This is a genomic window from Burkholderia cenocepacia (assembly GCF_900446215.1).
GTDB classification, from domain to species: Bacteria; Pseudomonadota; Gammaproteobacteria; order Burkholderiales; family Burkholderiaceae; genus Burkholderia; species Burkholderia cenocepacia.
In genome coordinates, this window is record NZ_UAQZ01000001.1 from 1,893,399 (window position 1) to 1,919,067 (window position 25,669).

23 protein-coding genes and 1 tRNA gene are annotated in these 25,669 nt (G+C 67.0%); 12 read left to right on the forward strand and 12 right to left on the reverse strand.

The window, feature by feature from the left end:
- Positions 1 to 63 precede the first annotated feature (63 nt).
- Genes DTA15_RS08885 through DTA15_RS08895 form a run of 3 tightly spaced genes read left to right on the forward strand, consistent with a single transcriptional unit; the run spans position 64 to position 5,380 of the window.
- On the forward strand, positions 64 to 3,276 hold the full coding sequence (locus tag DTA15_RS08885; RefSeq protein ID WP_006490482.1) for an efflux RND transporter permease subunit: 3,213 nt from the start codon (positions 64 to 66) through the stop codon (positions 3,274 to 3,276).
- Positions 3,276 to 3,959 carry a heavy metal response regulator transcription factor IrlR gene (gene irlR, locus DTA15_RS08890; RefSeq protein ID WP_006490455.1) on the forward strand — a complete coding sequence of 228 codons (684 nt, stop codon included), beginning with the start codon at positions 3,276 to 3,278 and terminating at the stop codon, positions 3,957 to 3,959. The genes DTA15_RS08885 and irlR overlap by 1 nt, the downstream gene beginning before the upstream one ends.
- On the forward strand, positions 3,956 to 5,380 hold the full coding sequence (locus DTA15_RS08895; protein ID WP_006490474.1) for a heavy metal sensor histidine kinase: 1,425 nt from the start codon (positions 3,956 to 3,958) through the stop codon (positions 5,378 to 5,380). Before irlR ends, DTA15_RS08895 begins: the two co-directional genes overlap by 4 nt.
- Before the next feature lie 79 nt (positions 5,381 to 5,459).
- Here the strand turns inward: DTA15_RS08895 and DTA15_RS08900 are convergent, their stop codons facing one another.
- Positions 5,460 to 5,747: a DUF4148 domain-containing protein gene (locus tag DTA15_RS08900; protein WP_006490475.1), complete on the reverse strand. Its 288-nt coding sequence runs from the start codon at positions 5,745 to 5,747 to the stop codon at positions 5,460 to 5,462.
- Between the two features lie 92 nt (positions 5,748 to 5,839).
- Between DTA15_RS08900 and DTA15_RS08905 the strand changes: the two genes are divergently transcribed.
- On the forward strand, positions 5,840 to 6,283 hold the full coding sequence (locus DTA15_RS08905) for a hypothetical protein (protein ID WP_021033473.1): 444 nt from the start codon (positions 5,840 to 5,842) through the stop codon (positions 6,281 to 6,283).
- Between the two features lie 200 nt (positions 6,284 to 6,483).
- On the opposite strand, the gene DTA15_RS08910 is transcribed toward DTA15_RS08905, so the two are convergent.
- The gene (locus DTA15_RS08910) at positions 6,484 to 7,644 is read right to left on the reverse strand and encodes a porin (protein ID WP_012493152.1); all 1,161 of its coding nucleotides are present in this window, start codon (positions 7,642 to 7,644) and stop codon (positions 6,484 to 6,486) included.
- Positions 7,645 to 7,959: 315 nt separating this feature from the next.
- Here DTA15_RS08910 and DTA15_RS08915 point away from each other — a divergent pair, with 315 nt between their 5' ends.
- Positions 7,960 to 8,235 (forward strand): DUF4148 domain-containing protein, encoded by a 276-nt coding sequence (locus tag DTA15_RS08915; RefSeq protein ID WP_006490480.1) that lies wholly within the window; start codon positions 7,960 to 7,962, stop codon positions 8,233 to 8,235.
- Between the two features lie 27 nt (positions 8,236 to 8,262).
- A complete protein-coding gene (locus DTA15_RS08920) occupies positions 8,263 to 8,766 on the forward strand; it encodes a hypothetical protein (RefSeq protein ID WP_006490470.1) in 504 nt (167 codons plus the stop codon).
- 25 nt (positions 8,767 to 8,791) lie between these two features.
- Here DTA15_RS08920 and DTA15_RS08925 read toward each other — a convergent pair whose 3' ends face one another.
- A complete protein-coding gene (locus DTA15_RS08925) occupies positions 8,792 to 9,514 on the reverse strand; it encodes a ZIP family metal transporter (protein WP_006490456.1) in 723 nt (240 codons plus the stop codon).
- Positions 9,515 to 9,678: 164 nt separating this feature from the next.
- Positions 9,679 to 10,974, reverse strand: coding sequence for an O-acetylhomoserine aminocarboxypropyltransferase/cysteine synthase family protein (locus DTA15_RS08930; protein ID WP_006490458.1), 1,296 nt, complete (start codon positions 10,972 to 10,974; stop codon positions 9,679 to 9,681).
- Between the two features lie 149 nt (positions 10,975 to 11,123).
- Here DTA15_RS08930 and DTA15_RS08935 point away from each other — a divergent pair, with 149 nt between their 5' ends.
- A complete protein-coding gene (locus DTA15_RS08935) occupies positions 11,124 to 11,795 on the forward strand; it encodes an O-methyltransferase (protein WP_006490487.1) in 672 nt (223 codons plus the stop codon).
- 36 nt (positions 11,796 to 11,831) lie between these two features.
- Here DTA15_RS08935 and DTA15_RS08940 read toward each other — a convergent pair whose 3' ends face one another.
- The 6 genes from DTA15_RS08940 to DTA15_RS38520 all read right to left on the reverse strand — a co-directional run bounded on the left by DTA15_RS08940 (position 11,832) and on the right by DTA15_RS38520 (position 18,227).
- The gene (locus tag DTA15_RS08940; RefSeq protein WP_006491429.1) at positions 11,832 to 13,127 is read right to left on the reverse strand and encodes an XAC2610-related protein; all 1,296 of its coding nucleotides are present in this window, start codon (positions 13,125 to 13,127) and stop codon (positions 11,832 to 11,834) included.
- Positions 13,128 to 13,189: 62 nt separating this feature from the next.
- Positions 13,190 to 14,338, reverse strand: a complete 1,149-nt coding sequence (locus DTA15_RS08945) for a DUF1176 domain-containing protein (RefSeq protein WP_012493153.1) — start codon at positions 14,336 to 14,338, stop codon at positions 13,190 to 13,192.
- Between the two features lie 258 nt (positions 14,339 to 14,596).
- Positions 14,597 to 15,412 carry a nucleotidyltransferase domain-containing protein gene (locus tag DTA15_RS08950; RefSeq protein WP_006490462.1) on the reverse strand — a complete coding sequence of 272 codons (816 nt, stop codon included), beginning with the start codon at positions 15,410 to 15,412 and terminating at the stop codon, positions 14,597 to 14,599.
- 55 nt (positions 15,413 to 15,467) lie between these two features.
- A complete protein-coding gene (locus DTA15_RS08955; RefSeq protein WP_462477465.1) occupies positions 15,468 to 16,688 on the reverse strand; it encodes an RtcB family protein in 1,221 nt (406 codons plus the stop codon).
- A gap of 70 nt (positions 16,689 to 16,758) precedes the next feature.
- On the reverse strand, positions 16,759 to 17,898 hold the full coding sequence (locus DTA15_RS08960) for a slipin family protein (protein ID WP_012493155.1): 1,140 nt from the start codon (positions 17,896 to 17,898) through the stop codon (positions 16,759 to 16,761).
- Between the two features lie 256 nt (positions 17,899 to 18,154).
- Positions 18,155 to 18,227, reverse strand: a tRNA-Phe gene (locus tag DTA15_RS38520).
- A 338-nt stretch (positions 18,228 to 18,565) separates the two neighbouring features.
- Here DTA15_RS38520 and rtcR point away from each other — a divergent pair.
- On the forward strand, positions 18,566 to 20,182 hold the full coding sequence (gene rtcR / locus DTA15_RS08965; protein ID WP_006490467.1) for an RNA repair transcriptional activator RtcR: 1,617 nt from the start codon (positions 18,566 to 18,568) through the stop codon (positions 20,180 to 20,182).
- Positions 20,183 to 20,265: 83 nt separating this feature from the next.
- Positions 20,266 to 20,805 (forward strand): SUKH-3 domain-containing protein, encoded by a 540-nt coding sequence (locus DTA15_RS08970; protein WP_006490472.1) that lies wholly within the window; start codon positions 20,266 to 20,268, stop codon positions 20,803 to 20,805.
- A 12-nt stretch (positions 20,806 to 20,817) separates the two neighbouring features.
- On the opposite strand, the gene DTA15_RS08975 is transcribed toward DTA15_RS08970, so the two are convergent.
- A complete protein-coding gene (locus DTA15_RS08975; protein ID WP_006490486.1) occupies positions 20,818 to 21,414 on the reverse strand; it encodes a nuclear transport factor 2 family protein in 597 nt (198 codons plus the stop codon).
- Positions 21,415 to 21,542: 128 nt separating this feature from the next.
- Between DTA15_RS08975 and DTA15_RS08980 the strand changes: the two genes are divergently transcribed.
- Positions 21,543 to 22,085 (forward strand): MarR family winged helix-turn-helix transcriptional regulator, encoded by a 543-nt coding sequence (locus DTA15_RS08980; protein ID WP_006490479.1) that lies wholly within the window; start codon positions 21,543 to 21,545, stop codon positions 22,083 to 22,085.
- A 19-nt stretch (positions 22,086 to 22,104) separates the two neighbouring features.
- Here DTA15_RS08980 and DTA15_RS08985 read toward each other — a convergent pair whose 3' ends face one another.
- Entirely contained in the window at positions 22,105 to 23,316 is a 1,212-nt protein-coding gene (locus tag DTA15_RS08985; RefSeq protein WP_006490476.1) for an IscS subfamily cysteine desulfurase, read from the reverse strand.
- A gap of 254 nt (positions 23,317 to 23,570) precedes the next feature.
- Here DTA15_RS08985 and DTA15_RS08990 point away from each other — a divergent pair, with 254 nt between their 5' ends.
- Positions 23,571 to 24,119 carry a flavin reductase family protein gene (locus tag DTA15_RS08990; protein ID WP_006496073.1) on the forward strand — a complete coding sequence of 183 codons (549 nt, stop codon included), beginning with the start codon at positions 23,571 to 23,573 and terminating at the stop codon, positions 24,117 to 24,119.
- 36 nt (positions 24,120 to 24,155) lie between these two features.
- Positions 24,156 to 25,634 (forward strand): 4-hydroxyphenylacetate 3-hydroxylase family protein, encoded by a 1,479-nt coding sequence (locus tag DTA15_RS08995; RefSeq protein WP_006490471.1) that lies wholly within the window; start codon positions 24,156 to 24,158, stop codon positions 25,632 to 25,634.
- Positions 25,635 to 25,669: the final 35 nt, after the last annotated feature.

The window sequence follows — 25,669 nt, forward strand, 5'->3', positions numbered from 1 at the left end:
GGGTGACGGGCCGCGCGGCCCGCCCGGTACGGGCGACCGTGCCTCGTTTCAAGGAATCCCGACATGTTTGAGCGCCTGATCCGCTTCGCGATTGCGCACCGCTGGCTCGTGATGCTGGCGATCGCGGCCGTGGCCGCGCTGGGCGTGTTCAGCTACCAGCGGCTGCCGATCGACGCCGTGCCCGACATCACCAACGTGCAGGTGCAGATCAATACGTCCGCGCCCGGCTACTCGCCGCTCGAGGCCGAGCAGCGCATCACGTATCCGGTCGAGACCGTGATGGCCGGGCTGCCGGGGCTGGAACAGACGCGCTCGATCTCGCGCTACGGGCTGTCGCAGGTCACCGTGATCTTCAAGGACGGCACCGACATCTACTTCGCGCGGCAACTCGTCAACGAGCGCATCCAGGAGGCGAAGGACAAGCTGCCGGCCGGCATCGCACCCGCGATGGGGCCGACCTCGACCGGCCTCGGCGAGATCTACCTGTGGACCGTCGAGGCCGACGCCGACGCGCGCAAGCCCGACGGCACGCGCTATACGGCGGCCGACCTGCGCGAGCTGCAGGACTGGGTCGTGCGGCCGCAGTTGCGCAACGTGCGCGGCGTGACCGAGGTGAACTCGATCGGCGGCTACGTGAAGGAATATCGCGTCGCGCCGAATCCGGCGAAGCTGATGTCGTACGGGCTGACGCTCGCCGACGTCGTGCGCGCGCTCGAGCGCAACAACGACAACGTCGGCGCCGGCTACATCGAAAAGCGCGGCGAGCAGTATCTGGTGCGCGTGCCGGGCCAGGCGCGCACCGTCGACGACATCGCGAACATCGTGCTGACCAACGTCGGCGGCGTGCCGGTGCGGATGAAGGACGTCGGCGTGGTCGACATCGGCCGCGAACTGCGCACCGGCGCCGCGACGTCGAACGGCGAGGAAGTCGTGCTCGGCACGGTGTTCATGCTGATGGGCGAGAACAGCCGCACGGTGTCGAAGGCCGTCGCGGCGAAGATGGAGGACGTGAACCGCACGCTGCCGGCCGGCGTGAAGGCGATTCCGGTGTACGACCGCACGGTGCTCGTCGAGAAGGCCGTCGCGACGGTGAAGAAGAACCTGCTCGAAGGCGCGGTGCTCGTGATCGCCGTGCTGTTCCTGTTCCTCGGCAACATCCGCGCTGCGCTGATCACCGCGCTCGTGATTCCGCTGTCGATGCTGATGACCTTCACCGGGATGGTCAACGCGAAGGTGAGCGCGAACCTGATGAGCCTCGGCGCGCTCGACTTCGGGATCATCGTCGACGGCGCGGTGGTGATCGTCGAGAACTGCGTGCGGCGGCTCGCGCATGCGCAGTCGGCGGCCGGGCGGCCGCTCACGCGCGACGAGCGTTTTGCCGAAGTGTTCGGCGCGTCGCAGGAGGCGCGCCGCGCGCTGATCTTCGGGCAACTGATCATCATGGTCGTGTACCTGCCGATCTTCGCGCTGACCGGCGTGGAAGGAAAGATGTTCCATCCGATGGCGACGACCGTCGTGATGGCGCTCGCCGCCGCGATGGTGCTGACCGTCACGTTCATTCCGGCGGCCGTCGCGTTGTTCATCGGCGAGCGGGTCGAGGAGAAGGAGAACCGGCTGATGGGCTGGGCGCGGCGCGCGTACGAACCGGTGCTCGCCGCGTTCATGACGCGCCCGACGCGCGTGATGATCGGCGCGGGCGCGATCGTGCTGGTCACGCTCGGGCTCGCGACGCGGCTCGGCAGCGAATTCATCCCGAGCCTCAACGAGGGCGATCTGGCCGTGTCCGCGCTGCGGATTCCCGGCACGAGCCTGTCGCAGTCGATCGAGATGCAGAAGGCGATCGAGAAGACGCTGAAGGCGCGCTTCCCGGAGATCGAGCGCGTGTTCGCCCGTACCGGCACGGCCGAGATCGCGGCCGACCCGATGCCGCCGAACCTGTCGGACGGCTACATCATGCTGAAGCCGGCCGACCGGTGGCCCGACCCGAAGAAGCCGCGCGACCAGCTCGTGCGCGAGATCGAGGAAGCGCTCGCCGAGCTGCCGGGCAACGCATACGAATTCTCGCAGCCGATCCAGCTGCGCTTCAACGAACTGATCTCCGGCGTGCGCAGCGACGTCGCCGTGAAGATCTTCGGCGACGACATGGCCGTGCTGAACCAGACCGGCGAGCAGATCGCGGCCGCGTTGCAGAAGGTGCCGGGCGCGTCGGAGGTGAAGGTCGAGCAGACCACGGGCCTGCCGGTGTTGACCGTCAACCTCGACCGCGACAAGCTCGCGCGCTACGGCGTGAGCGTGGCTGACCTGCAGGATTCGGTGGCCGCGGCCGTCGGCGGGCAGAAGGCCGGCACGCTGTTCCAGGGCGACCGTCGCTTCGACATCGTCGTGCGGCTGCCCGACGAGCTGCGCTCCGACATCGAGGCGATCAAGCGGCTGCCGATCGCGCTGCCCGCGCCGGCCGCCGGCGCCAGCGCACCGCTCGCGGCGGCGCCGTACGTGCCGCTCGCGGAGCTCGCGACGATCGACGTGGCGCCGGGCCCGAACCAGATCAGCCGCGAGGACGGCAAGCGGCGGGTGGTGGTCAGCGCGAACGTGCGCGGTCGCGACGTCGGCTCGTTCGTCGCCGATGCGCGCGAGCAGTTGCAGCAGGACGTGCGCGTGCCGGCCGGCTACTGGGTGTCGTGGGGCGGCCAGTTCGAGCAGTTGCAGAGCGCGAGCGAGCGCCTGAAGCTCGTCGTGCCGCTCGCGCTGTTCATGGTGTTCGTGCTGCTGTTCGTGATGTTCAACAACGTGAAGGACGGGCTGCTGGTGTTCACCGGCATTCCGTTCGCGCTGAGCGGCGGCGTCGTGTCGCTGTGGCTGCGCGGAATTCCGCTGTCGATCACGGCGGCGGTCGGCTTCATCGCGCTGTCCGGCGTGGCCGTGCTCAACGGTCTCGTGATGATCTCGTTCATCCGCAACCTGCGCGACGAAGGGATGCCGCTCGACGCCGCGGTGCACGACGGCGCGCTCACGCGGCTGCGCCCCGTACTGATGACCGCGCTGGTCGCGTCGCTCGGCTTCCTGCCGATGGCGTTCGCGACCGGCACCGGCGCCGAAGTGCAGCGTCCGCTTGCGACGGTCGTGATCGGCGGTATCCTGTCGTCCACGGCGCTGACGCTGCTGGTGCTGCCGGTGCTGTACCGGGTCAGCCATGCGGTGTCGTGGCGCGCGGCGTTGCGTGGCGGCTTCGGCGCGGGCGTGCTGCGCCGGCTGGGTTTCTTCAAGGGTAATGCGTGATGCGAATTCTGATTGTCGAGGATGAACCGAAGACGGGCGCGTATCTGCGCAAGGGCCTGACCGAGGCCGGCTACGTCGTCGACTGGGTCGAGGACGGCATCACGGGCCAGCACCAGGCCGAAACGGAGGAGTACGACCTGCTCGTGCTCGACGTGATGCTGCCCGGGCAGGACGGCTGGACGCTGCTGCAGAACCTGCGGCGCAGCAAGTCGACGCCCGTGCTGTTCCTCACCGCGCGCGACGACGTCGGCGATCGCGTGAAGGGGCTCGAACTTGGCGCGGACGACTATCTCGCGAAGCCGTTCGACTTCGTCGAGCTGACCGCACGCATCAAGTCGATCCTGCGGCGCGGCCAGCCGCGCGACTCGAACACGCTGCGCGTGGCCGATCTCGAACTCGACCTGACGCGCCGCAAGGCCACGCGGCAGGGCGATACGATCCTGCTGACCGCGAAGGAATTCGCGCTGCTGTGGCTGCTGATGCGCCGCGAAGGCGAGATCCTGCCGCGCGCGACGATCGCGTCGCAGGTGTGGGACATGAATTTCAACAGCGACACGAACGTCGTCGATTCGGCGATCCGCCGGCTGCGCTCGAAGATCGACGACGCGTACGAACCGAAGCTGATCCACACGGTGCGCGGCATGGGCTACGTGCTCGAAGCGCGCGGCGGCGCGGCCGCATGATCGCGCGCCTGCTGCCGCGGACGCTACGCGGCCGCCTGACCGCGCTGATCATCCTGTCGACGTCGGTGATCCTCGCGTCGAGCGGCGTCGCGCTGTACGAGGCGCTGAGCAACCGCGTCGAAACGACGGCGGCCGAGCAGATGGCCGGCATTTCCGCCGCCCTGGGGGCGCACCTGGCCGAGGCGCGCACGACGGCCGACGTCGCGCGCAACACCGATATCTGGATCGACCAGTTGCACGGTCATCCGAACATGGATCTCGCGATCTTCGATGCCGCCGGTACGCGCCTCGTCGGCACGCCCGGCTTTCGTCCGTATGCGCCGCTGATGTCGATGAACGCGGGCCGCGTGCCGGTCGGCGTCGCGCCGCCGGCCGCGCGGCACCAGTATCTGCTGACGACCGTGCCGCTGGCCGGCGCCGGTGCGCCCGTGGTGCGCGTCGCCGTGCAGTACGATCGCAGCGCCGACGTGCTGCTGTTGCGCACGCATGCTTATACGATCGTCGTGATCGAGGTGTTCGGCGTGGTGCTCGCGGCCGTGATCGCCTATGGCATCGCGGCGCTCGGGCTGAGCCCGCTGCGGCGGTTCGCGGCGCGCGCGGAGCAGATGTCGACGAGCCGGCTCGCGCATCCGCTGCCGGAACTCGATACGTCAGGCGAGCTGAAGGAGCTCGAGCACGCGTTCAACGGGATGCTCGCGCGGCTGAACGAATCGTTCACGCGGCTGAGCCAGTTCTCGTCGAACCTCGCGCACGACATGCGCACGCCGCTGACGAACCTGCAGGCGGCCGCGCAAGTCGTGCTGTCGCAGCCGCGCGGCGCGGACGAATACCGGAGCGTGATCGAGTCGAGCATCGACGAATACCAGCGGCTGTCGCGGATGATCGAGGACATGCTGTTTCTCGCGCGTTCGGAGCAGGCCGGCACGTCGATCAGCGTGCGGCGCCTGAATGCAGCGGAGGAGGCGGAGCGCGTGGCCGGCTACTACGAGCCGCTGGCGGAAGACGAGGGCGTGACGGTGAAGGTCGACGGCCACGCGTGGGTCGATGCGGACCTGACGCTGTACCAGCGCGCGTTGAGCAACCTGCTGTCGAATGCGCTGACCTATGCGCCGCGCGGCAGCGTCGTGACGATCGACTGCGTCGAGCAGGGCGGCGCGACGACGATCGCCGTGTCGGATACGGGGCCCGGCATCGCCGCGGAACATGCCGGGCGGATTTTCGAGCGCTTTTATCGCGTCGATCCGTCGCGGCACAATTCGGCGTCGGGCACGGGGCTCGGCCTCGCGATCGTCCGGTCGATCATGGACAATCACGGCGGCGAATGCGGCGTCGACAGCGAGCCGGGCCGCCGCACGACCTTCTGGCTGCGCTTTCCGCGCCGGCCGGCCGAACCGCAACGGCCGGCCGCCATCAGCACCTGACAGCGCGGGCGGCTACGCCCGCGCGTTTGCCGCAAGAGGGCCGCGCGCGGCGCGCTGCCCGCGGCCATGTGGCCGGTCATCATTGCTTCGCGGTCAGGTTGTCGTGATTGTCGGTCTGCGGCTTCTTCTCGCCGCCATGCACCGAAATCCCGTGAAGCTCCTTGTTGCGCGCGACGATCTCGCCGGTCGGCGGGTACTGCGTCTTGCTCGTCGGCACGACGCCGTCGTGCTGCGCCTGCTTCAGTTCGTTGACGACCTGCGCGCGGGACTTGCCTTGCGGTTGCGTCTGGGCGAACGCCGCCTGGGTGGCCATGCCGAGCGACAGCGTGGCGGTGACGAACAGTGCTGCGAGTTTTGCCGTTTTCATCGAGTGCTCTCCTTGATCTGGGCCGCCGGGCGGCGAACCATGGACCCAGTATGCGAAAGCAGCCGTGCGTGATCGTGATCGCGAGATGAAAAATGCGTCAGATTGCGGAGGCAAGAACGCGTCATGCGGTCTCGAACGACATGACGCAACCGTCATGTTCGCGTCATGGGTGCGATGAGCGGGAAGCGGAACATGAAGCCTGCCGCTGGCCGACCGCGCCGGCGGCGTTCGTGCCGGTCGCGCCAGCAGCATCGAGCGCGGACGGCGTCGTTCAGACCTTCATTCCGGACCGAAAATTGCATCGTCCCGCCATTCGCCTCGCCTTGATCGCAGTCCTGATCGTCCCGTTGTTCTCGGGTTGCGCATCGACACGTTCCGGCGCCACGGTCACCCCCCCTGCTGCCGCGCGCAAGCCCGCGCCGGCCGATCTGACGCCGGGCGAGCAAATCGACTATGCCGGGCATCGCTGCGGCAATCCGAACCTGTATGTGAAAACGCATCCGTGCGTGTACCCGCGGCGCAATTCCGCACCGTGATCGTCGGGCCCGCGTAAAAAAAAGCCCGGTACTCGGCGAGCCCGGGCCTAATGCGTGATCGTGCCGTGCGGCAGCGACCCGCTGCGTGGACGGAAACGGGCATGGCCCGCTACCGTTCCGATCGTAGCGACGCGACGCATCGCGAACCTGATCGGAACATGAAATTTGCGTCACGCAGCGCGCAGGGTTGGCTGTCGCAGTCAGAACCGGTGGCGCAACCCGAGATTGAGGATGCCCTGCGTACGCGTGCCGCCGTAGCCGTACGAGCCGATCGACGCCTGGGCCGCCTGCGTGCCGCCGTCGGGCGTACGCTGTTCGCCGTTCGCGCGCTGCCACGCGCCGACCGCATAGAGATCGGTGCGCTTCGACAGCACGTAGTCGGCGCCGGCGGACACCTGATGGTAGGTCGCGCTCGTATCGCCGCGGGCCTTCGTGTAGCTGTAGCCGACGCCGACGAGCAGGCTCGCGGTTGCCTGATAGTTGAAGAACCCGCGCGCGGTGTCGTATTTCTGCGTGCTGCGAAAGGCCGACATCGCATCGGCCTTGTACTGCGCATTGCTGTAGTCGATACCGACCGTGAACGGCGCGAAGGTGTAGCGCAACGCGCCGCGTGCGATGCCGATCGACTTCGCGGAGAGGTAGCCGCCGTTGACCAGCGACCCGTCGAACGTGCCATCCGACGTGCCGTTCCAGCCGGTCCGGACGCCGTTGGCGAGCGAGGCGCGGTTGGCCGCATAGTAGTAGCCGCCCGCCGCGTCGAACGGGCCATGGTTGTACGACAGGCCGGCCGACCAGGTTTGGCCGGCGCCGCTCTTGCCGGCCACACCGCCGAGCGCGTACATGCCGACGAACTGGAAGCCGCCGACCACGGGCGACGTGTACTTCACCGCGTTGTCGGTGCGCGACGACGTGTCGTAGTTGTCGACGTCGCCGGGTGTCGCGTACACGCTGCCGAAGTAGAAATCGCCGGTGATCGGCCACGCGACATCGGCGAGCGCGTCGTACTGGCGGCCGAGCGTCAGCGTCCCCCAGCGCGCGCTTTCCAGCCCGACGAACGCTTGCCGACCGAACATCCGGTTGCCTTGCCCGAGCGCGCCGGTGTTCGGGTTGAAGCCGTTTTCCAGCGTGAAGATCGCTTTCAGCCCGCCGCCGAGATCCTCCGCGCCTTTCACGCCGAAGCGGTTGCCGAGCAGGTTGCCGTTGCCGAGGCCGACGAGGTTCTTGCCCTGCGCATCGGCGTTCCACACGACCGTCAGCGACGTATCGAACAGGCCGTACAGCGTGACTTCCGTTGCCTGCGCTGCGTGCGCGGTCGTCAGCAGCACCCCTGACATCATGACGAGTCGAACCGGAGTTTTCATGGTGTGTCCCTGAAGTTCAAGATGATCGTTTCGTGCATCGTTCGATGCCGGCGCCGAACTTGTGTCGCGACGGGCCGGAATATCGCGATTGCGGTGGCGATTCTGGAAAGCGTTCGGATCGTGACGGTGAGGGACAAATGAGAAAAATGTCATCGCAATGTCATGCGCGCTGAAACGTGCGGTGAATTTCATTCGCACTGCGATGTGAAAGATGCGTGAACGATGACGAAACCGTCATCAGGCGATCACGGATCCGCACCGCCGCGGGATCAAAGTGAAGGCTCCAGTCACGGCATTCCAGCAAGGAGCCCCAACATGAACATCCCGCGTCCGATGATCGTCATTGCCGCCGCCGCGCTGTCGATTGCAGCGTTCTCCCAAGCCGTGGCCGCGCAGCCGAAGAGCCGTCAGGAAGTGATTCAGGAACTGGTGCGCGCGCGTCACGACGGCGTGATTCCGAGCCCGAATCACGACTATCCGGCGAGTCCGGCCGCCGTCGCGCGCAATCAGGAGATTCATCGCGCGACCGTTCATCGCGGCGAGAAGATGCCGATGGTCGATGCACACGACAACCGCTTCGCGGTGCTTTGAACGTTGATCGACGGAAAGGAGAGCGCGATGCGCAATGTCGCGAAGGGAATCGTGCTGGCGGCATGCCTGATGTCGACGGCCGCGATGGCGGCAGGCTGGCCGGAACGCGCACTGTCGCACGCGCCGGCGCACGACGCCGGCAGCCGTGCGAACGAGCGGATGCGCTGTGAGTTCGCGGCCGTGCCGGCCGGCGCGTGGACTGCGACGTTCACGCGTGGGCGATGCGAAGTCGCCAACGGCCGGCTGACGTTCGTGCCAGCCGATGCCGGCGACGAGTCGACCGTCGCGGCGAAGGCGATCGTGCTCGGCGACGTTCGCACCGCATCGCATCAGTCATGCAAGCTGAAGGAACAACTGCAACTGACCACGCGCGACGAAGTGGTCGCGCTGAACGTGCTGACCGACGACGGCAGCCGCAAATCGCGCGAACATGCGATCGACCTGTGGACCGCGCTGCGCAACGCGGGTGTCACGCCTGTCAACGGCACGCGGATCGTCGATACCTATCCGACCGGCGCGACGACCTGGTAGCCGTCGCGCCGTCGAGCGCGGCGCGTCAGGCTTTCACCGATCCTTCGATCAGGAAGAACACGATGAAGCCGATGAAGAACGCAGCCGTCGAGAACGGTGTCTCGGGTACTTCGTGCGCTTCGACCAGCAGTTCCTCGGTGACGAGGTACAACAGCGCGACCGTGCCGAGCCCCAGCAGCGCCGCATAGATATTCGCCGGCAGCCCGGCGAACGCCGCATTGCCGGCCACGGCCGCGACGCTCAGCAGCGCCGCGAGCGCGACCGGCACGACGATCGACAGCAAGCGGCCGATGCCGGCCGCGGCCAGCGCCGCGCTGACCGACAGCGCGAGGAACAGCACCTCGAGCGTCAGCGCGACGGTCAGGATGATGCCGCTTTCGTCGCTCGCGGAAAAGGCGATGCCGAGCACCAGGCCGTCGACGACGAGGTCGATCGCGGTGACGATGATCAGGCTCACCGGCAACCGCGCCGTCTCGAAGCGCGTCTCGATCGCGCCCGACAGCGCGCGGATCGCCAGCATCAGCGCAAGGCCCAGCACGAAGCCGACGACGACCGGAAACAGCGCATGTGCGCGGTCCTGCGGCAGCAGTTCGAGCGCGGCGGCCGCGAACACGATGCCGCCGGTGAAATGCTGGATCACGCTCGACGTTTTCGGGCCGGGCGCGCGCCACGCGGCCGCGAGGGCGCCGAAACAGGCCGCCAGCACGGGCGGTAACGTGAGCAGCGCGAGCTTCGCGGTCGGTGTCATGAGGCCTCTCAGCGGTTGGCGTGGCGCAGCGGGCGCTGCGTCGCACGATCGTACACACCGGGCATCGCCCCGGCATCAACCGGGGATTGAACACCTTGAAGCCGCTCCAGAGTCAAGCGGTTTGATGCGGACGCACCGGCAAGCGGCCGGCGCGCCCGTTGCGCTCAAAGCTGCGCGAGCGCCTGGTCGAGATCGGCGAGCAGGTCGTCGATATGCTCGATGCCGATCGACAGCCGCACCGTTTCCTCCTTCACGCCGGCCTTCGCGAGTTCGGCCGGCGACAACTGACGATGCGTGGTCGAGGCCGGGTGCGTCGCGAGCGACTTCGTATCGCCGATGTTGACGAGCCGCGTGAACAGCTGCAGCGCATCCTGGAACTTCGCGCCGCCGTCGCGGCCGCCCTTCACGCCGAACGTCAGGATGCCCGGCGCGCGGCCCGACAGGTAGCGCGCGACGAGCGGATGATCGGGATGATCGGGCAAGCCCGCATAGTTCACCCATTCGACGTGCTCGTGGCGCGCGAGATGCTGCGCGATCTTCAGCGCGTTGTCGCTGATGCGTTCGATACGCAGCGCGAGCGTCTCGATTCCCTGCAGGATCTGGAACGCGTTGAACGGCGAGATCGCCGCGCCCATGTTGCGCAGCGGCACCACGCGGGCGCGGCCGATATACGCGGCCGGCCCGAATGCTTCGGTATAGACGACGCCGTGATAGCTGACGTCCGGCTCGTTCAGCCGCTTGAAGCGGTCCGCGTGGTCGGCCCACGGGAACTTGCCCGAATCGACGATCGCGCCGCCGAGGCTCGTGCCGTGCCCGCCGAGATACTTCGTCAGCGAGTGCACGACGATGTCCGCGCCGTGCTCGAACGGGCGCAGCAGGTACGGCGACGGCACCGTGTTGTCGACGATCAGCGGGATGCCGTGGCGATGCGCGACTGCCGCAAGCGCGGCGATGTCGGTGACGTTGCCGAGCGGGTTGCCGACCGATTCCGCGAAGATCGCCTTCGTGCGTGCGTCGATCAGCGGTTCGAACGACGCGGGGTCGCGCGGGTCGGCGAAACGCGTGGCGATCCCGTATTGCGGCAGCGTGTGCGCGAACAGGTTGTAGGTGCCGCCATACAGCGAACTCGCGGACACGATGTTGTCGCCGGCTTCGGCGATCGTCTGGATCGCGTACGTGACGGCGGCTTGCCCCGACGCGAGCGCGAGCGCGCCGATGCCGCCCTCGAGCGCGGCGATCCGCTGCTCGAGCACGTCCGTCGTCGGGTTCATGATCCGCGTGTAGATGTTGCCCTGGACCTTCAGGTCGAACAGGTCGGCGCCGTGCTGCGTGTCGTCGAATGCGTACGCAACGGTCTGGTAGATCGGGACGGCGACCGCGCGCGTGGTCGGGTCGGGACGATAACCGCCGTGCACGGCGATGGTTTCGAGGCGCCAGTTCGGCTTGGCCTGATCGGTCATGGGTGCTCCGTTTGTTGTTGTGAAGGTCGAGGGGTCCTGCCGTCCGGCGATTATAGGAGCACGTGCGCGGCTGCCCTTAGAACGAATGGTGGGTTGCTTATGGAGGCGCGGCGCATAGAATGCCCTTTTCCGCAGACGAAAGGTGCGCGATGGATCAGGATCGGTGGAACCAGGTGGATGCGTATTTCTCGGCGACGCTCGTGCCGTCCGACGCCGTACTCGACGCCGCGCTGGCGGCGAGCGACGCGGCCGGGCTGCCGGCGATCAACGTCGCGCCGAACCAGGGCAAGCTGTTGCAGCTGCTCGCGACGATCCGCGGCGCGCGGCGGATTCTCGAGGTCGGCACGCTCGGCGGCTACAGCACGATCTGGCTGGCGCGCGCGTTGCCGCCGGGCGGCGCGCTCGTGACGCTCGAGCTGAATCCCGCACACGCGAAGGTCGCGACGCAGAACATCGCGCGCGCCGGATTCGCGCAGGTCGTGTCGGTGGTGGTCGGCAGCGCGAAGGACAGTCTTGCGCGGCTCATCGACACGGGCGAGGCGCCGTTCGACTTCATCTTCATCGATGCGGACAAGGACAACAACGCCGTCTATCTCGATGCGGCGCTGAAGCTGTCGCGGCCCGGCACGGTGATCGTCGTCGACAACGTCGTGCGCAACGGGCGCGTGGCCGATCCGGACAATCGCGAGCCGGACGTGGCCGGCGTGCGCGCCGGGTTCGCCCGGCTCGCGGCCGAGCCGGCGCTCATGACGACCGCCGTGCAGACGGTCGGGCAGAAGGGCTGGGACGGGTTCTCGATCTCGATCGTTGGCGCCGCGTGAAGTGACGCCGGTGCGCCCTTGCGGGCGCGCCGCACACTAGTTCTCGTCGGGATTCGAGTCGCTGCACTGGTCGGGATCGTCGCGCAACAGGATGCGGCGGATGCGGCCGTTGTCGTAGAACGGCACGTCCGGGCAGAACTTCATGCCGGCGCGCGTCGACGTCCGTTTCCAGGCGACCCTTTCGGTACGCACGAGCGTCGGGGCGCCACCCGGCGCGCCCGGCTTCCAGATGTCGATATATACCCGCGACATCTGAGCCGAATCGCCCGCCTCGCAGTCCTTCAGCGCGCCCAGCGTCGAGCGCAGCCCGGTATCGGTCTGCTCGATGCGTTGCGGATACTCGATATGGCCGTTGCCGTAGCCGGGCACGATGTAGCAATAGCGACGCGTGTTTCCGTCGAGCACGGGCAGCAAGTAGCTGCTCGCCGAGTCGACCTCCTTCACGTCGTTGCCCTGCCAGCGGTAGGTCGTCACGCCGTGCTCGCAGCAGCTCGCGCGCCAGCTCGTCCAGACGATCCGGTGCACCGGATCGAAATCCGGCGACGTGATGTCTTGCAGTCCCGGCGGCGCATCGGCGAAGCGCCGCGTTGTCGGGTTGAAGATCCACGTCTGGTACGGGATGTTCGGACCGGCCCCCATCGATTGCGCGAGCATCAAGTCGGGCCAGCCATCGAAGTTCACGTCGGCGAAATCCGGCGTGAACAGGTTGCAGGTGCCCCGCGAATCGGTCTTTAGCGTCTGGACGAGGCGGCCGTGGTCGTACAGGCGGATTGCGGTGACTTCAGGTGCGTCGGTGCACGAACCGCCGTCGTCCGGCAGATGGTCGGCGACGAGGCGGATGTCGTAGGGAAACGCTCTGCCGTCGTGCTTCTGCGCGAGCGAGACAGGGAGTGTGCGCTTGCCGTCCGGTGCGGTCCATGTGCCGGTTACCGCATCGTCGAGAGAAGCGACGCGCCACTTGCCCGTTACGCGATCGGCGTCGGCTTTCGCGCCGCTATCCCGTTCCGACAGCGTCGCACCGTGCGCGTCGAGCGTTCCCTTCAATGCGAGCCGATAGCGTTTGTCGGACGTGCATGGCGCGTAGCAGTACCAGCCCGATACCGTGTCGCCGACGCGCGACAACGAGACTTCGACGTGCCGGTTGCCGATCGTGCCGGCCCAGTCACGCGACCAGAACGGGATCTCGACCGACTCGTCGGCGTTTGCCGCGCGCACCGGCGTCGACGCGAATGCGGTGATGGCGATCAGCGCAAACGCAAGCGCGCTGAGCCGCTCGCGCGTACGCCGCGTCGCGGCTGTGTGGCGCGACGCGGCGATAAACGGGTGATGCATGGTTCGGCCCCTCGGTTTGTTATGGGTTATGTCTGCCGGTGTGTTTCGGTGCGATACGTGCGTCAGCGGCTTCCGCTCGCATCGGCCCGTCGATACAGGCGTGGCCACTGATCGTCGAACAAGCCGTTGCAAGTGCCGTGCGTGGCGATATCGCTGAGCACGAAGTGCCGGCCGTCGAAGATCCACGATGCGGTCGAGCCGCAATCGCCGGCACTGCGCAGTCTGACCTTGCTCGACAGCGTCGCGCTGGCGGGATCGTAGCCGGCGTCGGTCAGTTCGTTTGCGAACGACGCCGAATCGAGTCCCGCGTTCGCGTTCTCGCCGAAATTCATCGCCGTCGGCGAGTAGGGCGCGGTTCGCCGCACGCGATACCACAGGTCGGTGTGGTTATACAGGCTGCTGGTCTGGCACGGTATCGCGACCAGCGCTTCGTCGGCGGAGACGGCCACGGCAGTCGACGCCTTCCTGCGATCGTTCGCCGGCATTTCGTCTTCGACATCGGTCGCACATTGCTTCACGTCGCCGCCGAACTTCGCGAGCACCGCATCGACGAGCGGCCGTTGCTCCGCGGCCGACAGGTTTGCGACGGCCGGGGCCGGCGTGACGGCGGGTGGCAGTGCCGGTGCGACGGGCACCGCCGACGCCGGCCGGGTGCCCGGGCGCAGCAACGCCGTGACGGTGCCGACACGGCCCTGCGTGTCGTCGATCAACAGCAGCGCCGCACTCAATCCCGTCAACGGCGTGCGGGCGGTTTGGGCCGACGCCGGATCGCCGAAGCTCAGCAGTTGCGCATTGCGCGACGCGGTGAGCCATGCGGCGACCGTTGCCGGATCGTTGGTCCGGATCCGGAACGGGTGCGCGTCGTCATCGGCCGGTTTGCCGCCGAACGCATGCCATCGGGCCGCCATTGCATCGAACGGACGACCATCCACGCGTGCGCTGCGCAGGTCCAGCGGCGCCGACGCATAGATGTCGAGCGAGGCTGGCGCGTCCGGGCCGGCATCGCGCGTCACGCGCAGGATGAGGCGGGTGCGTGCATCATCGATATCGTCCGCGTGGCTTTCGGCAATGCAGCGGTTGCCGTTGTCGCAAACGACCGACCAGTTCTTGAAGTCGCGTTCGACCGGCGGCCGCGCGAGCGGGCGGGCCTTGGCAACGAACGGGGAAACGGCGAGGAGGGCGGCGATGGCGAGCGAAAGGCGGTGCGACATGACGGTTCGTATCGACTGTGGATGGACGGGCGGAAGATGCCGGATTGCAAGCGCATCGTCAGCAGGCGGGGCAGGTCGAAGGCTGCGGCGCATGCGGCGGCGCGCTGTGCCGAACGGCATCGAGTATACCGCCGCGATGGGCTGCGACCGTTGCGACGACACGTCGTACGCGGGCACGATCGTTGCTCGCCTGCATCGATCGGACGAGTGCGGATGCAAAAATGGCGCGATCCCCGCAGGCATCGCGCCGTTCACTTTTCATCGGCCGTCGACCACGTCGCGCAGGAACGCGTCGAGCATCGCCACGTCGCCCCACGGCCGCTTGTATTCGCGATCGTGTTCGGCATCGGCCAGCATCGTCTCGACCAGCGCGTGGATCGCCGGCCGGCGCGGCCCGTATTCGCCTTCGTTCGCGCTCATCTTCAGCGCGAGCAGCGCATTGAGCTCCGCGCGCACCGTCGGCTCGTGCACGGTCCCGTCGACGAGATCGGCGAAGCGCATCGGCGGCATGCCGAGCCCCATGTCGATCCAGCGCACCGCGAGCAGCGGACGCAGTACGTACAGGTACTTCTTGTAACGCACCGTGTCGCCTTGCAGATTGCCGCGGAAATTTTTCTTCGCCATCGCGAGGTAGTGATGACGCCCGCGTACCGGCGAGAAGAACGCCGATGCCAGCGATCTGAGTCGCGGCGCCCAGCGCGCATCTTCGCGATACACGACGGGCGAGTCGAGCCATTCGAGCAGCGTCGGATTCGAGCGTCGCAGCAGTTGCAACGCCTTGCGCAATTCCCAGCCGCTGACGTCGAGCTCGTCGTCGAGCGGCCGCTCGATCACGTCGCGTTGCGGTTCGACGCTCAAGTACCAGTCGCGCCGGTGGGCGTACACGAAGCGTACGTCGTAATCGCTGTCCGGCGAAGCGAAGCCCCAGCCGCGGCTGCCCGATTCGCACGCGAACAGCACGCATACATCATGGCGGCGTTCGACTTCCGCGAGCTCCGCCATCACGCGTGCCCGTACCGCCGGGTCGATCGGATGCGCGCTGCGCACGGCCGTCATTGCGTTGTCGGTTTTCATCGTTGTCGTTTTCCTTTCGTTGTGCGCGGCCGCTGGCCCTCGGCCGCACACCGCGCTATCCCTTCACGCACACCACCTGGCGCAGCGTATGCACCACTTCGACGAGGCTGCGCTGGGCCGCCATCACCGCGTCGATGTCCTTGTAGGCCATCGGGATTTCGTCGACGACGCCCGCGTCCTTCCGGCATTCGACACCCTGCGTCGCCTTCGCCTGATCGTCGGCGGTGAAGCGGCGCTTCGCTTCGGTGCGGCTCATCGTCCGGCCCGCGCCGTGGCTGCACGAGCAGAAGCTTTCCGGGTTGCCGAGCCCGCGCACGATGAAGCTCTTCGCGCCCATCGAACCCGGAATGATCCCGAGCTGCCCCTTCTGCGCGGACACCGCGCCCTTGCGCGTGACGAGCACGTCTTCGCCGAAGTGGCGTTCGCGCTGCACGTAGTTGTGGTGGCAGTTCACCGCATGCGCGTCGACCGAGAACGGTGTGCCGATCACGCCGCGCGCCGCGCCGATCACCGCGTCCATCATCGCCTGCCGGTTGCGCCGCGCGTAGTCCTGCGCCCAGCCGACCGCCTCGACGTAATCGTCGAAGTGCCGGCTGCCTTCGGTGAAGTACGCGAGATTACGGTCGGGCAGGTTCGCGATGTGTTGTCGCATGTCGGCCTGCGCGAGTTCGATGAACAGGCTGCCGATCGCATTGCCGACGCCGCGCGAGCCGCTGTGCAGCATGAACCACACGCGGTCCGCCTCGTCGATGCACACTTCGATGAAGTGGTTGCCGGTGCCGAGCGTGCCGAGATGCGCGTAGTGGTTCGTCTTTGCCAGCTTCGGATACTTGTCGACGATGCGCTGAAAGCCCGGCTGCAGCGATTTCCACGCGTCGGTCACGGCGGCCGGGGTGCGATCGCCCCATGCGCCCGGGTCGCGCCGGCCCGGCGCGCGGCCGTGCGGCACCGCGCGTTCGATCGCGCTGCGCAGCCCGCCAAGCGAATCGGGCAGGTCGGCCGCCGTCAGCGTCGTGCGCGCGGCCATCATTCCGCAGCCGATGTCGACGCCGACCGCGGCCGGGATGATCGCGCCCTTCGTCGGAATCACGCTGCCGATCGTCGAGCCCTTGCCGAGGTGCACGTCCGGCATCACCGCGACGTGGCCGAAGATGAACGGCATTTGCGCGGTGTTGCGCAGTTGCGCGCGCGCTTCGTCCTCGACGGCGACGCCTTGCGTCCACATTTTCACCGGCTTGCCGTTCGCCAGTTCCATCACCTGATAATCCATGTCCATGTCGGTCATTTGCTTCACCTGATTCATTTCGGGACCGGCGCGACACATCTGCATCGCGCCGGAACCTGCATTACGTGCCCTTGATGCTGACGAGCCCGTTCAGCACCTGGTCGAGACCGCCGAACACCGAGATGCGGTCGATCCGTTCCGCGACGCGCTCGAGCGTTTCCAGCTCCTTGAGCCGCAGCGCGGTCGGGTTTTCTTCCATCACCTTCGCGGTGTTTAGCAGCGAACGCGTGGCCGCCGTTTCCTCGCGGCGGCGAATCACGTTCGCCTGCGCGGATTTCTCCGCTTCGACCACCTGCGCGAGAATCGTCTTCATGTCGCCCGGCAGCACGATATCCTTCACGCCGACGCTGCGCACGTCCACGCCCGAACCGTCGAGACGGGCGCGCACCTGCGCGATCACGACCTCGTCGAGCGACTGCTTGTCCTCCAGCAGCTCGTCGAGCGAGCGCGTGCCGACCGCCGAACGCAGCGCGAACTGCAACTCGCGGTACAGGTGTTCGACCGGCTTCTGCAACTGGCCGAACGCATGCAGCACGTCCGCATAGCGCCACGTCGCCGACAGGTTCAGCCGCAGCGCGACCTTGTCGCGCGTCAGGATTTCCTGCCCGCCGACCTCGATCGCCTGCAAGCGCAGGTCGACCAGCTCGACCGCGACGTCGCGGTTGAAGCGCCAGAACGCCGACGCACCCGCGTCCAGCAGCCGCTCGATCTTGCCGTCGACCTTCAGCACGGCGACGTGGTACGCCGGCACCTGCGCCAGGAGCACGCCCGTCAGCCCCGCCACGCCGCGCGCACGCAGCGACGGTTGCGCGATGCGCTTCACCAGCGCCGCAGGCAGCATGCTGTCCTGCGCGAGGTCGATGCGCTCCAGCCGATGCGCGGTCAGGCCGCGCCAGTACAGCCGGCGCGTGCCGGGTGCCAGAATCTCGACGAGCACGTCGTCTTCATAGCGCAGGCCGGCTTCGTCGTCGGCGAGATCCATCGCGACGAAATACCGCGCGAGCACGTCCGGTGCGTCGTGACGCAGGTAGTCGGCCAGCGCGTCGTCGGCGAGCGGCGCGTCGAGACGCGCGGTCTGCACCGACAGGCGCTTGAACGGATCGAAGGCCTTGAACACGCCCGGTTCCAGCACCTTCACGAAGTCGCCCTCGCTCATCAGCAGCGCGCGTTCGTTCTTTTTCACCACATGACGCTTCCACATATTTTTGTCCTTTTCTTCAATGGCCGCCGGGTAACGCGCATCGTGCGGATCGCGGGGCGACGCAATCGGGCGGGCGGCGCGCCGGCCGGCGTCGAAACGCATGGCGACGCCTGCTGCATTGCGTCGTCGTGCGCCTTCGCGCGGGCCGTGCGGCCGCCCGGCCGATCGCGCGGAACCGCAACCGGTCCGACGCGCGGCGGGCCTGTCGGCCCGCACCGGCGGGTACTGCCTTCATACGAGACCGTCCTTGCGGACAGCGTTCGAGCGGGATTCGAACCCGCCACCGGCCGGCTTTCGCCGGCTGCTCCACCTGGCTGAGCTTTCGAACAATGGGCGCCCCGGGATTCGAACCCGGGCGAGGCATCCTGGCGCGCGCCCCGTTGCCTTCGTCTGTCCATGGCGGCATGCGCTACCGCGACGAACGAGGTTCGGCGGCGGCGCACCAGCAGGGCTTGTCGAACCCTGGCTCGTGGGCCAGCGGGACATCCGGCGTCTTATATTTAGCGAGGAGCGTGCCAGGGAGCGGCCGGTGCTTCTGGGAATCTCACAACATATTGAAATTAAAAGGGAATTATCTGATTTGCAGGGTCCGGCATCGACGCTGTCGGCACCTCGCGGTCATGAATATCCGATACAATCAGATCGCTTCTTATCTCATGAGATAAACATGCGCAAAACCGTCGCGATCGGTTTTCTCGGCACCGTGCTCGACCAAGGCGGCCGCGCGCCGCGCCGTTACCGCAAATGGCGGCCGACGATTTCGCTGTGCGAGCAGCCCGACCTGCCGATCGACCGGCTCGAACTGCTGCATTCGCTGGACTACACGCGTCTCGCCAACCAGGTGCGGGACGATCTCGCGCGCGTGTCGCCGCACACCGATGTGCGGCTCACGCCGGTCACGCTCCACGATCCGTGGGATTTCGAGGAGGTCTATGCGACGCTGCACGATTACGCACGCGCGTATCCGTTCGACCTCGAACACGAGGATTACCTGATCCACATCACGACCGGCACGCACGTCGCGCAGATCTGCTGGTTCCTGCTCGCGGAAGCGCGCTACCTGCCCGCGCGCCTCGTGCAGACGGGGCCGCCGCAGCGAACCGACGAAGGGCCGAGCGGGCCGGGCACGATCTCGGTGATCGATCTCGACCTGTCGCGCTACAACCGGATCGCGCAGCGCTTCACGCGCGAGCGCGACGAAACGGTGTCGTTCCTGAAGGCCGGCATCGCGACGCGCAACGCGCGCTTCAATGCGCTGATCGAGCAACTCGAGCGCGTGGCGGTGCGTTCGCGCGCGCCGATGCTGCTGGTCGGGCCGACGGGGGCCGGCAAGTCGTTTCTCGCGAAGCGCGTGTACGAGCTGAAGCGCGGCCGGCATCGGCTCGCGGGGCCGTTCATCGAGATCAACTGCGCGACGCTGCGCGGCGACGCGGCGATGTCGACGCTGTTCGGTCACGTGAAGGGCGCGTTCACAGGGGCGCAGTCGGCGCGCGCGGGGCTGCTGCGCGCGGCGGACGGCGGGCTGCTGTTTCTCGACGAGATCGGCGAACTCGGGCTCGACGAACAGGCGATGCTGCTGAAGGCGATCGAGGAGAAGCGCTTCCTGCCGGTCGGCGCGGACGTCGAGGCGACCAGCGATTTCGAACTGATTGCGGGCACGCACCGCGATCTGCGGCAGATGGTGGCGGCCGGCACGTTCCGCGAGGACCTCTATGCGCGGATCAACCTCTGGACCTATGAATTGCCAGGGCTGGCCGAGCGCCGCGAGGACATCGAGCCGAACCTCGAATTCGAGCTCGACCGGTTCGGTCGCGAGCAGGGCGAGCAGGTGCGGTTCAACGTCGAGGCGAAGCGGCGCTATCTCGCGTTCGCGGCCTCGCCGCGCGCGACGTGGGCCGGCAACTTCCGCGAGTTGTCGGCGTCGGTCACCCGGATGGCGACGCTGGCCGATGCGGGGCGCATTACCGAGGCGCTCGCCGAGCAGGAAGTCGAGCGGCTGACGCGCACGTGGTCGCCGCCGGGGGGCACGGGGGCATCCGATGCGTGCGTCGACGCGGTGTTCGGTGCGCGCGCGGCGGAACTCGACCTGTTCGACCGTGCGCAGCTCGAACGCGTGCTCGACGTGTGCCGCACGTCGGCGAGCCTGTCGGAAGCCGGGCGCACGCTGTTCGCGGTATCGCGGCAGAGCAAGAAGCAGCCGAACGACGCGGACCGCCTGCGCAAGTATCTCGCGCGGTTCGGGCTCGATTGGGACGGTGTGCGGCGCGCGCTCGACGGTGTGTGAGGGCGAGCGCGGCGCATGCTGTCCGCGCTGCGGAGAGTGTTCGCGCGTGTCGTATCGTATGCGGTAACTTCAGGAGCATTTTCGTGATCGAGATTCCGTTGACGGTCAGGCCGCTGTTTGTCGCGGCCGGATGGCGCGGCCCTGCCGACGGCCGTCTATCGGCCCGCGACGGCGAACATCCGGGCGATACGATCCTGCGCGAATTCGGCACGTTGATCGTGGGGGCGGAGCCGGCCCGGCGCAGCGGGGAGACCTGCGCGCCGATGGGCATCGCGTTTCGCGCACTGGAGCGTCAGGATGAACAGATTGCCGCGTGGGAGCGGGCGCTCGACACGACGATGATCGGAATCGCCGAGGACGATCTCGGCTACGTCGAGTTTTATGTCGATGCGCAGGGCCGCGTATTCACGACGAATTGCGTGATGGACGGCGTCTATCTGGCGGGATTCACGTTCGGCGACGCGATCGAACGCGCGCTGCTCGGGCGGGTCGCGATTCCGCTGTTGCTCGACGAGCAGGCGTCGATCGCCTATTACGGCGCGCATCTGACGGGCGACGACCCGCGCGTCATGACCGCCGCGCAGTTGCTGGCCGGTAATGAGGGATCGCGCGCGGCGCCGTGATGCAGCGGGGCGTCAGTCGATGGCCGACGCGGCCGCCTGCTCGAACGGCGCCAGGAATGCCCAATCCGGATGCACCGCCGCGACGTCCGCGAGCCCGCGCGCGAACGCGTGCGCCGGCAGCCACGGATACCCGAACGCCGCCTGCAGCCGCTCGAGTTTCAACGACTGCGGATCGTCGATCGTATCCATCCGCGCGATATGAATGTGCAGCGCGGCAACTCGCGCAACGTCGTCGTTTGCGCCGTCGACGGCGAACTGCCAGCGGTACGTGCCATGTCCGATCCGCAGTGCGCCGTTGTCCTTCTGTCGCATCACGACGAGCCACGGCATGCGGCTGACGCCGTGCCCGTCGACGGGCGGCTGCGCGCAGACGTAGTAGGTCCGGCACTGCTCGAACCGCTCGCCGAATGCCTCGACCAGCGTATGCGCAATGGCCGTCACACCGGTCACGCGCGGCGGAAAGTCGATGTCGTCGCTGGCGAGCGAAAAGCTCAGCTCGGCATGGGCCGCGAAGCAGTCGGCGATCAGCGCGGCCTGGTTCAGGTCCTTCGCGCGCAGATAGCATTCGAGCAGCGCGCGAACCGTGGCGGGATGAAGCGGGAAGGGCATGCGCGAACCTCCTGATAGGGGAAATCGGGCCGCATGCGGGCGGCCGGGCTGGCGGAGGCCGCAGGTGCCTTTGCCGTATAATTTCGTTTCAAAGCTAAATTCGCATGACCGCACGGAGCGTCGACGTCATGGCCAAGCAGCAAGAGGAGTCCGTTCTGACCATTACCAACCCGGCCTGCCTGATCGACGGCACGGACACGGAATTCCGCCACCTGATCAACGGGCTGCTGCCGTTCGCGGCGCGCCTGCTGTCGGTGCGCGACGGTTTCGGCTCGTTGATCGGCCTCACCGGCATCCAGTATTCATTGCTCGTGTCGGTCGCCCATCTGTCGCACGACGACGTCGTGACCGTCAACCGCCTCGCCGATCATCTGCACCTGAGCGGCGCGTTCGTCACGATCGAGACCGGCAAGCTGAAGAAGCTCGGCCTGATCGACAAACGCGCGGACCCCGACGACAAGCGCAAGATGCGGCTCACGGTCACGCCGGCCGGCTCGAAGCTGCTGAAAGCGCTCGCCGATACGCAGCAACGCATCAACAACGTGCTGTTCGAAGGCGTGACGAAAACCGAGTTCAAGGCGCTTTGCTCGGTGATCGACCGCCTCGTTACCAACGGCGATCGCGCGACGCTCGATCTCGCGCACATGATCGCGCGCCAGGAAAAAGGCTGACGCGCGCCGGCCGCCGCGCTCAGTGCGCGGCCCACTCGATCGTATCCAGGTCGACCCCTTCGAGATGCATGTCCCACAGCGGGCTCAATTCGCGCAGCTTGCCGACCGTGTCGCGCACCTGCGCGATCACGCTGTCGACCTCGGCTTCGGTCGTGAAGCGGCCGAGCGTGAAGCGGATCGAGCTGTGCGCGAGCTCGTCGCTGCGGCCGAGCGCGCGCAGCACATACGACGGCTCCAGCGACGCCGACGTGCACGCGGAGCCTGACGACACCGCGACGCCCTTGATCCCCATGATCAGCGATTCGCCTTCGACGAAATTGAAGCTGACGTTCAGGTTGTGCGGAATCCGGCGCGCGAGGTCGCCGTTCACGTAAACCTCGTCGAGCGTCGACAGGCCGGCCAGCAGCCGGTCGCGCAACGCGCCGACGCGGCGGCTTTCGTCCGCCATTTCTTCCTTCGCCAGCCGGAACGCTTCGCCCATCCCGACGATCTGGTGGGTCGGCAGCGTGCCGGAGCGCATCCCGCGTTCGTGGCCGCCGCCGTGCATCTGCGCTTCGAGGCGCACGCGCGGCTTGCGGCGCACGTACAGCGCGCCGATCCCCTTCGGGCCGTACACCTTGTGCGCGGTCACCGTCAGCAGGTCGACGTTCAGCGCATTCACGTCCACCGGAATCTTGCCGGCCGCCTGCACCGCATCGCAATGAAACACGATGCCGCGCGCGCGGCACAGCGCACCGATGTCGGCCACCGGCTGGATCACGCCCGTTTCGTTGTTCGCGAGCATCACCGACACCAGGATCGTGTCGGCGCGCAGCGCCTGCTGCAACGCATCGAGGTCGAGCAGGCCGTCTTCGCGCACGTCGAGGTACGTGACGTCGAAACCCTGGCGTTCGAGTTCACGACACGTATCGAGCACGGCCTTGTGCTCGGTCTTCACCGTCACGAGATGCTTGCCCTTGCCTTGATAGAAGTGCGCGGCGCCCTTGATCGCGAGGTTGTTGCCTTCGGTCGCGCCGGACGTCCACACGATTTCGCGCGGATCGGCGCCGAGCAGCGCGGCGACGTGCGCGCGCGCTTCCTCGACGGCGTGCTCGGCATCCCAGCCGTAGGCGTGGCTGCGTGAGGCGGGGTTGCCGAACTGCTCGTGCAGGAACGGCACCATCTTGGCGACCACGCGCGGATCGACCGGCGTCGTCGCGCTGTAGTCCATGTAGATCGGACGGGATTGCATCGAAAGAGGCTCCGGAAGGCGGCGTCCCGCATGGGTCGCGAGCGCCGGGGAATACGGTTGCCGCAGTGTACGTGGACATTCGTGCGCGCCGTGCAACATCCATCCCGCGAGTAGGGTTGTCTTTTAAACAAAGCTTTCAAGATCAGGGTTTACGACATCTTGAACCGGGGCTTGTGTTTACATTTAATAAAAGCTAAATAACAAAGCTAATTAACGGTGCTTTGTTGATGCGGATTCCTCGGCGGAATCCGGCAATGCAACCCATGGAGGACGAGATGAGCGAGAACCATGCCGGAACCGGCGCGGATGCCGACGAGCAGCGGCGCTTCCGGGCCGCACTGTCGATGTTCGCGACGGGCGTCGCGGTGATTACCGCCCCGCGCAAGGAGGGGATGCCGATCGGTATCACGGTCGCGTCGTTCAATTCGGTGTCGCTGGACCCGCCGCTGATCCTGTTTTCGGTCGACCGTCGCAGCCTGAGCCTCGGCGAGCTGGCCGGCGCGGATGGCTACGCGGTCAACGTGCTCGACGAGACGCAGCAGCACCTGTCGAACTGCTTCGCGAAAGCGAACGGCGACAAGTGGGGCTGGCGCGGCGGCGCGGCCGGCGACGGTGGCGGCGTGCTGCTACCCGATGCACTCGCGACGTTCGAATGCGAACCGTATGCGCAATACGACGGCGGCGACCACGTGATCTTCGTCGGCCGCGTGATGCGGCACCGCGCGCGCCCGGACGGGCGTCCGCTGATCTTCTTCGGCGGACGCTACCGCGCGCTCGACGGCGCGTACGCGTCGGCCATGTGAACGCAACCCACGATTCATTCCACCCAGGAGGGCATCATGATCAAGAACGGCACTCAGCACATCGCGTCGCTGCGCGACGGGCGGCAGGTCTACCTGAACGGCCAGCCGGTCGGCGACGTGACCGCGCACGCGGCATTCCGCAATTCGATCCGCAGCTACGCGAGCCTGTACGACTATCAGGCGGAGAACGAAAACGTCGAGAAGATGACGTTCGTGTCGCCCGACTCCGGCAATCGCGTCAGCCGGATCTGGCAACTGCCGACGTCCTATGACGAACTCGTCGAGCGCCGTGCCGCGCTGGAAGCATGGTCGGAGCTGCATTACGGCTTCATGGGCCGCTCGCCCGACCACGTCGCGTCGTGCCTCTCCGGCATGTACATGGGCGCCGACGTGTTCGAGCAATACGACCCGGCGCGCGCCGGCGCGCTGCGCGACTACTACCGTTATGCACGCGACAACGACCTGTTCCTGACCTACGTGATCGTGAATCCGCAGGCGAACCAGTCGAAGGCCGCGCACGAGCAGGAGGACAAGTACCTCGCGGTCGGCATCGTCGATCAGGATGCCGAAGGCATCACGGTGCGCGGCGCGAAGATGCTCGCGACCAGCGGGATCATGGCGAACGAGGTGTTCTGCAGCTGCATCCAGCCGCTGCGCGAAGGCGACGAGATGTATGCGCTGTCGTTCGCGGTGCCGATGAACGCGAAGGGCATGAAGATCATGTCGCGCAAGTCGTACGAGGAGCACGCGACGTCGGTGTTCGACAACCCGCTGTCGAGCCGCTTCGACGAGAACGACGCGGTGCTGTATTTCGACGACGTGAAGGTGCCGTGGGAGCGGATCTTCGTCGCCGGCAATACCGCGATGTGCGCGAAGCAGTTCCACGCGACACCCGCGCACGTGTACCAGAACTATCAATGCCAGGTGCGCCTGATGACGAAGCTGCGCTTTCTCGTCGGGCTCGGCCTGAAGATCTCCGAGGTCAACGGCACGAACGCGTTCCCGCAGGTGCGCGAGACGCTGGGCCAGCTCGCGGCCGAAGCATCGATGGTCGAGGCGTGGGTCTACGGAATGGAAGCGAAGGGCACGGTCGTCAACGGCTTCTACGTGCCCGACCGCAACATGCTGTACGGCTCGCAGGTCGTCACGCAGCAACTCTATTCGAAAGTGCTCAACACGCTGCGCGAGCTCGCCGGCGGCGGAATGATCATGCTGCCGTCCAGCGTGCGCGATTTCGAGAACCCCGACCTGCTGCGCATCATCGAGAAGACGCAGAAGTCGCCGGTGTGCTCGTCCGAGGATCGCGTGAAGCTCTTCAAGCTCGCGTGGGACGCGGTCGGTTCCGAATTCGCGTCGCGCCACAACCAGTACGAACTGTTCTATGCCGGCGCGTCGTTCGTCACGAAGGGCCATGCGTATCGCACGTACGACTGGCAGCGCGCGTCGCATCTGGTCGATTCGATGCTCGGCAGCTATTCGCTGAACCAGGAACTGTCGACGCCGCGTGCCGCTTGACTAGCCGCATCGCAACTCCTTTCACCCGCTATCGC